The following is an 11,849-nucleotide window of genomic DNA, read 5'->3' on the forward strand; positions in this document are numbered from 1 at the left end:
GACGGCCTGGCGGGGGCGCGCGCGCGGGGGGCCCCCCCCCCGCGGCGGCGCCCCCCCCCCCGCGCGCCCCCCCCCGCCGCCCCCGCCGGCGCCGCGGGGGGGGTGGGGCGCGGGGCTGGGGGGGGCCCGCCGCCGGCGGGGGGGGGCGGCGGGCGCGCCCGCGCGGGGGGGGGGGGCCGCGCCCGCGGCCCCCGGCCCCCCCCCCCCCCCCCCCCCCCGCCAGGCCGTCGGCGATGACGGCGGTCATGTGCGGATCAGCCGGCCTGCGTGTTCTTCTCGCCCACGATGCCGATGAGCGCTTCGTCGTAGGCCTTCTGCGCGTCCTCGGGCGTCGCCTGGCCGGTGATCACCGACTCGGTCGCGACGGGGATGTTCGACGAGATCTGCGAGTAGTCGGGCGTGGCCGGCCGGAAGTGCGTGTAGGCCACGAGCGACGAGAAGAACTCGAACGACGGGTTGTAGTCGAGGTACTCCTGGCTGGATGCCACGTCCGAACGCACCGCGATCTGGCCGGCCTCCTCGTGATAGGTGAGGGCGTTCTCGGGCGTCAGCGCCTGGGCGATGAAGTCGAACGCGGCCTGCGGGTCGGACGCGTGCGCGCCGACCGCGAGGGTCCAGCCGCCCGACATCGAGGTGAATCCGTCGCCGCCGCCGTCCTGCGTCGGCATGGCGGCGAGGCCCAGCGTGTCCTCCCACTCGGGCCACTCGTTGTCGCCCGAGATCCAGCCGCTCGGCAGCCACGAGCCGTCGATCGCGATGGCGAGCTTGCCCTGCGGCAGCAGCTCGTTCTGCACCTTCGAGCCCCAGGCCGCGTCGAGCGCGTCGGCGGGATCCGGCCCGAGGCCCTCATCGAACGCCGTCTGGTAGAACGTCAGCGCGTCGAGGAAGCCCTGCGAGCCGGTGACCCACTTGTTCGACGAGGTGTCCATCAGCTCGTCCTCGGTGCCGTACAGGAGCATCTCGAAGCCCTGCATCGAGGTCGCCTCGCCCGCGGCCTTCGCGGCGTAGATGTTCAGCGGCGTGACGTCGGGGTTCGACTTCTTCACCGCGCGCGCCGCGTCGAGGATGTCGTCCCACGACTCGGGCTGCCAGTCGGCGGGGAGGCCGGCGGCCTGGAGCAGCTCCTTGTTGAAGTAGATGCCGCGGGTGTCGGTGCCGAGCGACACACCGTACGTCTTGCCGTCGTCGCCGAGGCCGGCCTGCTTGGCGCCCTCGTCGTAGAGGCTCCAGCCGTCCCAGTCGGCGAGGTAGTCGTCGATCGGCTGGAGATAGCCGGCGGCGGCGTCGGAGCGGATCTGGAACGTGTCTTCGTAGATGACGTCGGGGGCCGTGTCGGCCGAGCCGTTCATCAGCGCCAGCTTGGTGAAGTACTGGTCCTGCTCCGCTTCGATCGGGACGAGCTCCACCTTGCGGTCGGGGTACTCCTTCTCGTACTCGCCCTTGACCTTCTTCATCAGCTCGTCCATCGCCGTGAACGAGGCCGTCTTCTGGTATGCGATGCGCAGCGTGTCGCCGTCCACACCCGCGTCGCCGCCCGCGCAGCCGGTCAGCCCGATGGTCAGGCCGCCGATCGCAAGGACGCCGAGCCCGATGACCGATCTCTTCATGAAAGCTCCTTTGCTCACTCTTGGGGGATGCGCAGACCTCGCGCAGGTGTTATTCAAACATGTTTAATAAACATGTCAAGAGGTGATCTCGCGGCGGCACGGCCGGCGTCAGGGAGTGCTGATCATGAGATCCGACGCGCGCGCGGTGAACGCGCCGTCGAGGACGAGGGATGCCGCACCCGCAGCCGCCAGGTCCGTTCCGAGGCGTGCCTCGCGCAGCACGACCGGCCGCGTCGTGGCGATCTGCGGCACGCGGGGGAGGGCGAGATCCAGCGCGGGACGCAGCGCGCCGCCCAGACGGCTCCACACCGGCCCGCCGATCACGAACGTCTGTGCGTCCAGCAGGTTGTTGACGAGCACGATGGCCTGCGCGAACGTCTGCGCGGCGCGGTCGCGCACGTCGAGGGCGCGACGATCGCCGTCCGAGATGCGGGCGCGCAGCTCGTCGATCGCGTCCCACACCGCCGTCGGCGCGATGACGGGCGACGACGTCACGCCGGCGTCGAACAGCAGGCGCTCCGGTGCCACCGCGACCCCGAAGCATCCCCGTCTGCCGCACGGGCACTGCGGACCGTCCGGATCGACGAGCAGGTGGCCGATGTCGCCCGCGTTGCCCGTCCGGCCCCGCACGGCCTCGCCGTCGACGGCCATCCCGAGACCGATGCCCGCGCCGTAGTACACCAGCGCGGCATCGTCGAGGGCGTGGTCTGCCTCCGCCCACAGCTCGCCGACCATCGCCGCCACGACGTCCTTCTCGACGACGACCGGGTACGCGGTGGCCTCGGCGAGCAGCTCGCGCAGGCGCGTATGGTGCCAGCTCGGCAGCAGCGGGGGCGTCAGCACCGTGCCGGCGTCGTCGTCGATCGGCCCGGGCACCGCGACGCCGATGCCGAGAACGCGCTCCAGCGGCACGTCGGCGGACCGCAGCAGGGCGTTCGCGTCGCGGGCCAGGGCGGCGATCAGTTCCGCGGCGTCGGCATCGTCGGCGGGAGGACGCTCCGTGTGCGCGATGACGGCACCCGAGAGGTCGACCACGACGAACGTGTCGACCGAGGGGTCGAGGTGGATGCCGACGGCGTACCGCGCCGTCCGGTCGAGCTGGAGGGGCGTGCGGGGCTTGCCCGGGCCGGCGACGACCCGGTCGCCCTCGACGATGAAGCCCTCCGCGGCGAGCTTGCGGGCCACGTTGCCGAGCGTCTGCGCCGACAGCCCGGTGCGGGCGGCGAGCTCGATGCGGCTGAGCCCCGAGGGCGACCGCCGGATCAGGTCGAGCACGAGCGTCTGGTTGTACGTGCCCACCGCCGGCATGTTCGAACCGCGCTTCATCCTGCCTCCCCCCTGTCTCAGCGCAGGTTACCGGCACAGGGCCCGGGAACGCGAAGAGGCCGCCCGGCGTGCGGACGGCCTCTTCGAGAAAAGCGGGTCAGTTGTTGCCGCGTGCGATCGCGAGGATGCGCAGGATCTCGACGTACAGCCAGACGACCGTGACCATGAGGCCGAAGCCGGCGAGCCAGCCGTACTGGCGCGGGGCGCCGTTGCGCACGCCCTGCTGGATGTTGTCGAAGTCGAGCACCAGCGAGTAGGCCGCCATGATGACGACGAAGACGCCGATGAGGACACCCCACGGGATGCCGAACGGACCCTCATTGCTGAGCATGCCGAAGGGGCCGCCGGCGATCGGCACGTTGAAGAGCATCAGCATGATGTTCACCAGCGAGAACACCAGGTAGCCGACCATCGCGATGAGGAAGACCTTCGTGGCCCGCTTCGAGGCGCGGATCTTGCCGCTGGCGAACAGAGCCAGGGTCACGCCGACCACGGCGAGTGTGGCGAGCGTCGCCTGCACGACGATGCCGGGCCAGATGAACTCGAAGAACGCCGAGATGCCACCGATGAAGAGACCCTCGAGCGCCGCATAGGCGAAGATCAGGCCGGGGCGGATCTTCTTGCGCGAGGTGAAGATGACGACCATCGAGAGGACGAAACCGCCGAGTGCGCCGATCACCCACGGCAGGATGTTCGGGTTCGGGTTCAGCGCGGTGACGCCGGCCATCGTCCACACCCAGCCGCCGGCGGCGAAGGCGAGCAGGACGGCGAAGAGGCCGACCGTCTTCCAGATGGTGTCCTCGTAGGACATGCGACCGGTCTCGGCGGCGCCGGCGGCGGGAGCCGCGTACATGCCCTCGAGCTGCGCCTGCGCTGCGGCATCCGTCGCCGTCTGCTGCGCCGAGGCGTACTGGGTCTGCGCACCCAGGTTGCCTGCCTGCGCACCCCCGGGGTAGGTCTGGACGGCCTTCGGGTCCTGGAAGGCCGGGTTGTTGAACGCGGGGTTGTTGAGGGCCACTGCTCTCACACTCCAATGTCAAGGAATCCCAGCACGGTGCTGTTGATCCACACTAACCGAACACGTGCCTCCGGGGTCGGACCGGCCCTGTGAGAGGACTATGAACGGATGCCGGCGGCCCGGCCGTTCCGGCGCCCGGGCTAGCCTGGTGCGATGCCGCGCCGGACTCCGCTCGTCATCGGTCATCGTGGGGCGCCCGGGTATCGACCCGAGCATTCCCGCTCGTCCTACGCCCTCGCGTTCGAGCTGGGGGTGGACGCCGTCGAACCCGATGTCGTGGTGTCGCGCGACGGGGTGCTGGTGGTGCGGCACGAGAACGAGATCTCGGGCACGACCGATGTCGCCGAGCGCCCCGAGTTCGCCGACCGCCGCGCGACCAGGACGGTCGACGGGAACGCCCTCACCGGCTGGTTCACCGAGGACTTCACGTGGGACGAGCTCTCGACGCTGCACTGCCGCGAGCGGATCGCCGACCTGCGGCCGTCGAGCGCGACGTTCGACGGCGAGCAGACGGTGCTGCGACTGCGCGACGTGCTGGACGCCGCGCGGGAGGCATCCCTGGACCAGGGGCGTGAGATCGGCGTCGTGCTGGAGATCAAGCATGCGACGTACTTCGCCTCCCTCGGCTGGGACGTCGCCGCGCTCGTCGAGGCGGAGTTGCGCGAGGCGGGGTGGGATGCGGGGCAGTGGCCGCTCGTCGTCGAGTCGTTCGAGTCGACGGTGCTGCTGGCTCTCAAGGAACGGGGCATCCCGGCGTCCTACGTGTATCTGCTCGAGGCCGCCGGGCGTCCGTTCGATCTCGCGGCCGCACAGGGCAAGAACGCCCCCACCTATGCGCACACCGCGTCGCCGGCGGGGCTCGACGGGCTGGTCGGGCGGGTGGACGGCATCAGCGTCGACAAGCGCATGATCCTGGCCCCGGATCGGCTAGGGCGCACCAGCGGGCCCTCGCCCGTCGTCGCGGACGCGCACGAGCGCGGCCTCCGGGTGTTCACGTGGACCTGCCGTCCCGAGAACCGCTTCCTGATCGGCCAGTTCCGCACACGCGGCGGTCCCTCCGAGTTCGGCGACTGGGAGGGCGAGTGGTCGGTGATCCGGGATGCCGGCATCGACGGCGTGTTCGTCGACCACCCCGATCTGGGGGTGGAGTTCTTCCGCCGGTGACGCTCGGGCGATGATCCGCGGTCGCGTCCGGCGTCCCGCTAGGGTGACCCCATGACCACGCCTGGCACCGCCGCCGCACCGCCCGCGCCCGCGCCGGAGCCCGGCATCGTGGTGGAGGGGGTGCGGCGGGCCTTCGGTCAGGTGCAGGCCGTGCGCAGCGTGTCGCTGCACGCACGTGCCGGCCGCGTCACGGGACTGGTCGGCCCCAACGGCTCGGGCAAGACGACGCTGCTGCTGATGCTGGCGTCGCTGCTCGCGCCCGATGCCGGTGTCATCCGCATCGACGGCATCGACCCGGTCGCCGACCCGCAGGCCGCGCGGGCCCGGCTCGGCTGGATGCCCGACGCCCTCGGCGCGTGGAACTCGCTCAGCTCCCGCGAGACACTCGTGGTGACCGCGCGGCTGTACGGCATGCCGAAGCCCGAGGCCGCCGTGCGCGCCGATGCGCTGCTGGCCGAGGTCGGACTGGTCGAGCTCGCCGATGCGCCCGCGCGCGTGCTGTCGCGCGGCCAGAAGCAGCGGCTCGGCCTCGCGCGGGCCCTCGTGCACGACCCGCGTGTGCTGCTGCTGGACGAGCCCGCGTCGGGCCTCGACCCGCAGGCGCGCATCGAGCTGCGCCTGCTGCTGCGGCGGTTCGCGGCGGAGGGCCGCACGGTGCTGGTGTCGAGCCACATCCTGTCCGAGCTCGAAGAGGTCGTCGACGACGCGGTGTTCCTGCTCGCCGGCGCCACGGTGGACCCCGCCCGCGTCGAGGCGGCCTCCCGCCGCGCACGGCCGTGGCGCGTGCGCCTGGCGGGCGTCGAAGGAGCCCCAGCCGTCGAGCGCGTCGCTGCGGCGCTCGACGTGCCGGGCCACGCGGTCGGCGTCGACCGGCGTGACGTCGTGGTGTCGTTCGAGACCGACGAGGATGCGGCCGCGGCGCTGCGCGACCTCGTCACGAAGGGGCTGGACGTGGTCGAGTTCGCGGCGGCGCAGGGATCCCTCGAGCGCACGTTCCTCGACCTCGGCGACGGACGCCCGCCGCAGGCGCCGCCCCCGCCGCCGGCATCCGCTCCTCCCACAGCCGCGCCCGAGAACGGGGCGGCGTCATGAGCGGGCAGCGACTGGGCACCATCATCGGGCTCGAGCTGACGCAGCGCACCCGCAGTGTCGCCTGGTACGTGCTGCTGGGCGTGTTCGCCCTGCTGCTCGTCATCGTGACGGGGCTGTCGTTCCTCGCGTGGGGCTCGGTGCCCGAGCCGGGCAGTGCCATCTACTCGACCATCGTCTACATCACCCTCCTGCTCATCGTGCTGGTCTCGCCGACGCTCTCGGGCAACGCGATCAACGGCGATCGGGATGCCGCCACCCTCGCGCCGGTGCAGGTCACGCTCGCCACGACCGCCGAGATCCTGTTCGGCAAGGTGCTCGCCGCCTGGATCACGGGCCTCGCGTTCGTCGCCGTCTCGCTGCCGTTCCTCGTCGTCGCGACGCTCGCGGGCGGCGGCGACCCGTCGACCATCACCGTCTCGCTCCTGGTGCTCGTGTTCGAGGTGGGGGTCATCGCCGCCATCGGAGTCGCGCTGTCGGGCATCCTCTCGCGCCCGCTGTTCTCGGTCGCGACCACGTACCTCGTCGTGATGGCGCTCGTGGTGGGCACGGTCATCGCGTTCGCGCTCGTCGGCTTCACCGTCCGCTCGGAGGTGACGACGCACTACCGCTCGCTCGACTTCGGCCAGTACAGCGGCGACACCTACCCGTGCGCGCCGGGTGAGGAGCCGAGCGAGGACTACCCCTGCGACGACGACGTCCAGCTGTCGTGCGGCCCGTGGACGACGTCGACGTACGAGGTGCCGCGGTTCGACCACGTGTGGTGGCTGCTTGCGGCGAACCCGTTCGTCATCCTCGCCGACGCGACCCCGTCGGAGTTCAGCCCCGAGGGGTATCCGCGCGACCTGTTCGGGCAGATCAAGTTCGGCGTGCGGGCGGCGCAGCAGGCCCCCGAGCTCGAGAGCCGCTACGACGACTGCTCACCCGCCCAGCAGCGGGACCAGCCGTCCCCGCAAGAGGTCGTCGACGAGTCCGCCCCGAGCTGGTTCGTCGGCATGACCCTGCAACTGCTGCTGGCCGCGGGGCTGCTGTGGTGGGCATGGGTCCGCACACGCACGCCGGCCGGCCGGCTGCCGTCGGGCACGCGCATCGCGTAGCCGGGGCCGCGGTCACGCCTCGGGCCTGGCCATTCCTTCGGGTCTGGTCACCGTTTCAGGCGTGTGCAGGCGCGCGAGGAACGCGTCCACGCCGCGCGGCGCGCCGTGGCGGTCCGTCTTCGAGACGACGATCATGACCGCCACGGCCACGGGGACGGTCCAGGCCGCGGGCTGTTCGAGGAAGGGGCGGATGCCGGGTGCCCAGGCCGCCAGCATCCCGCCGCCGAAGATCGCGACGGCCGACAGCGTGCCGCCGGTGAGCATGCCGGCGACGGCGCCGCGCGCGGTGAGCCCGCGCCACCAGATGCCGAGCAGAAGTGCGGGGCACAGCGTCGAGGCGGTGAACGCGAAGACGAGGCCGACGCTGCCGGCGAGGCCCGACGACTCGGTCGCGAGGGCGACGAGCAGCGGCACCACCGTGGCCAGGAGCGCCGCGATGCGGAAGCCGCGGACGCTGCCGCCGAGCAGGTCCTGGCTGATGACGCCCGCGAGCGACACGACGAGCCCCGACGTCGTCGACAGGAACGCCGCGAAGGCGCCCGCGATGACGAGGGCCGTCAGCAGCACGCCCGCAGAGCCGGGGACGAGGCGCCCGGGCAGCATGAGCACGAGCGCGTCGGCCTGACCGCCCTGGGCGAGATCCGGCGCGAACACGCGGCCCAGCAGGCCGAACACGGTGGGGAAGCAGTAGAACGCCGACAGCAGAGCGAGCACGATGACCGTCGTGCGGCGGGCGGCGACGCCGTCAGGGCTCGTGTAGAAGCGCACCAGCACGTGCGGCAGGCCGAGGGTGCCCAGCAGCAGTGCGACCATCAGCGACACCGTGCGGTAGGCGTCGAGCCCCGGCGGCCCGGCCTCGACCGGGAACGGATCGACGGATGCCGCCTGCGCGACCAGCCCCGGCACCCCGCCCGCGGCGACGATGAGGATCACGACGGCCGGGATCGCGAGCGCGGTGAGCTTCAGCCAGAACTGGAACGCCTGCACGAACGTGATCGAGCGCATGCCGCCGGCCATCACGACCGCAGCGACGATGACGGCGACGGCGACGGACCCGGCCCAGGCCGGCATTCCCGTGGTGATCCGCACCGTGAGGGCCGCACCCTGCAGCTGCGGCACGATGTAGAACCACCCGATGACGATCACGAGGGTGCTCGTCACCCTGCGGACGCCGGTGGACTCCAGGCGGGCCTGCGTGAAGTCGGGGATCGTGTACGCGCCCGAGCGGCGCAGCGGAGCGGCGACGAACAGCAGCAGCATGAGGTACCCCGCGGTGTAGCCGATCGGGAACCACATGCCCTGCGACCCCGTCAGCAGCACGAGCCCGGCGACCCCGAGGAACGACGCCGCCGAGAGGTACTCTCCGCCGATCGCCGAGGCGTTCCACCACGGCCGCACGGTGCGGCTCGCCACGTAGAAGTCGCTCGTCGTGCGCGAGATCCGCACCCCGTAGAAGCCGATCAGGGTCGACGCCGCCGCGACCGCGGCGATGCTCAGGTACCCCACCCAGGGGTTCATTCGTCCACCGTGAGCGCTCGGTACCGCGCCTCGTTGCGGGCCGCCGCCCGCACGTAGAGGACGGCGACGGTGAGGGCGAGCGGGTAGAGCCCGAACCCGAGGAGGAGCCAGGATGCCGGCACCCCGAACACGACCGCCGCACTGAGGTCCGGCACCAGGGCGAGGACGAGCACGAACGCGACGGTGGCGACGACGAACCCGATGGCCGCCGAGATGCCGAGCCGCAGCTGCGACCGGATGAGCGAGCGGACGTACACGGCCGAGGGCTCCGTCGCGCGTCCGGCCGGCGCCGGGGAGCGCAGATCGAACGCGGGTCGCGCAGGGCCGCCGAGGCCCGCCGCCGTCACGCGCACGCGCTCCGGTCGCGGGGGCAGCTGTCCCCCCGCGCCGATCGGGTCGGCCGCGTCGGGGCGGCCGCTCGTCTCGCCGCTCTCGCCGGTCACGGATCCGCCCGCACGGTCGACTGGGCGAGCCGGTCGCGCAGTCCTGGCAGCATCCGTCGACTCACCGGCAGCGCCGCATCGCCCACGAGCACGGTCGGGTGGTCGGAGCCGAGGCGGATCTGGGCGACGTGGGCAAGTGAGACGAGGTACGAGCGGTGCACGCGCACGAATCCGGCGTCGGCCCACTGGCGCTCGAGGTCCGAGATCGGCACGCGGACGAGGAACCCGCCCTCGGCAGTGCACAGGCGCGTGTAGTCGCCTTGCGCCTGCACGTACCGCACGTCGTCGCGGCGGATCATGCGGGTCGTGCCGCCCAGGGTCACCGCGATCAGTTCGGCGGCAGGGGGAGCGGAGGCTTCGGGGGTCTGCCGCAGCGCGTCGATCACGCGCGAGATGGAGCGCTCCAGCCGCACGCCCCGCACGGGCTTCAGCAGGTAGTCGACCGCCTCGAGGTCGAAGGCCTCCAGTGCCCCCTCTTCATCGGCGGTCACGAAGACGAGTGCCGGGCGGTGCTCGAACCGCTGCAAGGCTCGCGCGAGGTCGAACCCCGAGAGCCCCGGCATGTGGATGTCGAGGAACACCGCGTCGATGCGCTCGCGGGTGAGCAGCCGGACCGCGTCGGCCCCGGTCGACACCTGGTGCACGCGGCCGATCCGGGAGTCCTGCTCGAGCAGGTACGCGAGGGCGGCGAGGGCGGGCTCTTCGTCGTCGGCGATCAGGACATCGATCATGGTCCGGCGCTCGCAGGGATCGGGCCGGTGGCCGATGCGGCCTTCGGCAGGGTCTTGGGGATGCGCATTCGCACGAGCGTGCCGGCGCCGATCTGGGTCTCGACGACGAGCCCGTTCTCTTCGCCGTACACCTGGCGGAGGCGCGCGTCGACGTTGCGCAGCCCCACGTTGTCGCGTGAGGCGGCCGTCGTGGCGCCGCCGGCGGCACCGGTGCGGAGCGGACCCGACGAGGGGGAGAGGACCTCGCGTATCTGCTCGGGATCGAATCCCACACCGTCGTCCTCGACGGTGATCTCGGCGAACGCGCCGGAATCGGTCGCCTCGATCGTGATGCGCCCGCCGCCCTCCTTCGCCTCGAGCCCGTGGCGCACCGCGTTCTCGACGAGCGGCTGGATCGACAGGAACGGGATGACCGTGCCGAGCACCTCGGGCGCGATCTGCAGCGTCACCTGCAGGCGGTCGCCGAAACGGGCGCGCTCCAGGCGCAGATAGCTGTCGATCGAGTGCAGCTCCTCGGCGATCGTCGTGAACTCGCCGTGCCGCCGGAACGAGTACCGGGTGAAGTCGGCGAACTCGAGCACGAGCTCGCGCGCCCGCTGCGGGTCCGTGAGGATGAACGACGCGATCGCGTTCAGCGCGTTGTAGATGAAGTGCGGGCTGATCTGGGCGCGCAGCGCCCTCACCTCGGCCTCGGCCAGGGCCGTGCGGGAGGCATCCAGTTCTCCGAGCTCGATCTGCGCGGCCATCCAGTCCGCGACCTCGGCCGTGGCGCGCACGAGTCCCGCGCGCACCGGGCTCGCGAACGCGACGATCGCGCCGGCCGGACGCCTGCCGATGAGGATCGGGGCGGCGACGGCATCCACATCGGCGCAGTCGCCGACCCCCCGGCGCACCTGCGCCTTGCCGGCGGCGTGCACGGCGGCCGCCAGTTCCGCGGCGACCTCGCGCAGCCGTTCGTCGCCGTCGAGCGCGACGACCCCGTGCGGATCGACGATCGCGAACGTGTCGCAGCCGAGCAGCGACTTCAGATGACGGCCCGCCTTGACGGCATCCAGCTGGCTCACGCCGCCGCGCAGATGCTTGGCCGCGCGGGCCGCGAGGTGGAGCGTCTGGTAGGTGGCCTGCTCGGCGTCGGTCCCGAGTTCCCGCGACGAGACCAGCACCCGCCGCAGAAGGACGACGAGACCCACCGCGGCGGCCCCGGCAACAGCGCCGGCGCCCGCGAACAGCAGCAGCGAGTCGGGCATTCTCAGGCCAGCGTAATCCGTCGCCCGGCGCGGCCGCCCCCCGTTCGTCGCACCGTCGACGCCGTTCGTCGACGACGAGCGGCGCGGGCTGTCCGCGGGCCGCCGGGCGCGGCAACATCGTCACGCGCAGCACGCGCTGCGCGATCCACCCCCTTCGAAGGAGAAGCCATGGGCAACGAGGCCCCGGGCGCGGCGACGGCACCCGACGTCGACTACCGCGCGGTACAGCAATCCGAACGGTTCCAGCAGCTGAAGAAGCGCCATCGCGGCTTCGTCTTCCCCGTCCTCGTGGCGTGCCTCGCGTGGTACTTCGCGTACGTGCTGCTGGCGATGTTCGCGCACGACTTCATGTCGACCCCTGTGTTCGGCCACGTCAACGTCGCGATGCTGCTCGGCATCGCGCAGATCATCACCACCTTCGCGGTCACGACCTGGTACGTGAGCTTCGCGAACCGCCGTCTCGACCCGATCGCGGGCGAGATCCGCGAGTCGGTCGCCGCCGGCTCCGCGTCGACCCCTGAGGAGGTCTCCCGATGAGCATCGTCTTCGCGGCAGACGCCGCGCCCGCCTCGGCGCCGGGCAACCCCTGGCTCAACATCGGCATCTTCG

General features: G+C 72.0%; 11 protein-coding genes. 4 read left to right on the forward strand and 7 right to left on the reverse strand.

The genetic code is table 11. The features are described 5' to 3' along the window. Positions 1-254 precede the first annotated feature (254 nt). From ACTHNQ_RS13000 to ACTHNQ_RS13010, 3 genes are all read right to left on the reverse strand, one after another. Entirely contained in the window at positions 255-1,607 is a 1,353-nt protein-coding gene (locus tag ACTHNQ_RS13000) for an extracellular solute-binding protein (protein ID WP_440333961.1), read from the reverse strand. A gap of 108 nt (positions 1,608-1,715) precedes the next feature. Further along, positions 1,716-2,933 (reverse strand): ROK family transcriptional regulator, encoded by a 1,218-nt coding sequence (locus ACTHNQ_RS13005; RefSeq protein WP_440333963.1) that lies wholly within the window; start codon positions 2,931-2,933, stop codon positions 1,716-1,718. A 97-nt stretch (positions 2,934-3,030) separates the two neighbouring features. Beyond that, positions 3,031-3,951, reverse strand: a complete 921-nt coding sequence (locus ACTHNQ_RS13010; RefSeq protein WP_440333965.1) for a Bax inhibitor-1/YccA family protein — start codon at positions 3,949-3,951, stop codon at positions 3,031-3,033. A gap of 153 nt (positions 3,952-4,104) precedes the next feature. Between ACTHNQ_RS13010 and ACTHNQ_RS13015 the strand changes: the two genes are divergently transcribed. Genes ACTHNQ_RS13015 through ACTHNQ_RS13025 form a run of 3 tightly spaced genes read left to right on the forward strand, consistent with a single transcriptional unit; the run spans position 4,105 to position 7,301 of the window. Continuing rightward, the gene (locus ACTHNQ_RS13015; protein WP_440333967.1) at positions 4,105-5,115 is read left to right on the forward strand and encodes a glycerophosphodiester phosphodiesterase family protein; all 1,011 of its coding nucleotides are present in this window, start codon (positions 4,105-4,107) and stop codon (positions 5,113-5,115) included. A gap of 51 nt (positions 5,116-5,166) precedes the next feature. Further along, a complete protein-coding gene (locus ACTHNQ_RS13020) occupies positions 5,167-6,207 on the forward strand; it encodes an ABC transporter ATP-binding protein (protein WP_440333969.1) in 1,041 nt (346 codons plus the stop codon). Then, positions 6,204-7,301 (forward strand): ABC transporter permease, encoded by a 1,098-nt coding sequence (locus tag ACTHNQ_RS13025; protein WP_440333971.1) that lies wholly within the window; start codon positions 6,204-6,206, stop codon positions 7,299-7,301. The genes ACTHNQ_RS13020 and ACTHNQ_RS13025 overlap by 4 nt, the downstream gene beginning before the upstream one ends. Positions 7,302-7,313: 12 nt before the next feature. On the opposite strand, the gene ACTHNQ_RS13030 is transcribed toward ACTHNQ_RS13025, so the two are convergent. Genes ACTHNQ_RS13030 through ACTHNQ_RS13045 form a run of 4 tightly spaced genes read right to left on the reverse strand, consistent with a single transcriptional unit; the run spans position 7,314 to position 11,240 of the window. After that, positions 7,314-8,819, reverse strand: coding sequence for a sodium/solute symporter (locus ACTHNQ_RS13030; protein WP_440333973.1), 1,506 nt, complete (start codon positions 8,817-8,819; stop codon positions 7,314-7,316). Then, positions 8,816-9,262, reverse strand: a complete 447-nt coding sequence (locus ACTHNQ_RS13035) for a heavy metal transporter (RefSeq protein ID WP_440333975.1) — start codon at positions 9,260-9,262, stop codon at positions 8,816-8,818. The genes ACTHNQ_RS13030 and ACTHNQ_RS13035 overlap by 4 nt, the downstream gene beginning before the upstream one ends. Beyond that, positions 9,259-9,993, reverse strand: coding sequence for a LytR/AlgR family response regulator transcription factor (locus ACTHNQ_RS13040; RefSeq protein WP_440333977.1), 735 nt, complete (start codon positions 9,991-9,993; stop codon positions 9,259-9,261). The genes ACTHNQ_RS13035 and ACTHNQ_RS13040 overlap by 4 nt, the downstream gene beginning before the upstream one ends. After that, positions 9,990-11,240: a sensor histidine kinase gene (locus ACTHNQ_RS13045; protein ID WP_440333979.1), complete on the reverse strand. Its 1,251-nt coding sequence runs from the start codon at positions 11,238-11,240 to the stop codon at positions 9,990-9,992. The genes ACTHNQ_RS13040 and ACTHNQ_RS13045 overlap by 4 nt, the downstream gene beginning before the upstream one ends. Before the next feature lie 168 nt (positions 11,241-11,408). Between ACTHNQ_RS13045 and ACTHNQ_RS13050 the strand changes: the two genes are divergently transcribed. Beyond that, entirely contained in the window at positions 11,409-11,777 is a 369-nt protein-coding gene (locus ACTHNQ_RS13050) for a DUF485 domain-containing protein (protein ID WP_440333981.1), read from the forward strand. Positions 11,778-11,849 lie beyond the last annotated feature (72 nt).

It is taken from the genome of Microbacterium sp. (assembly GCF_051953575.1).
Classification (GTDB): Bacteria; Actinomycetota; Actinomycetes; order Actinomycetales; family Microbacteriaceae; genus Microbacterium.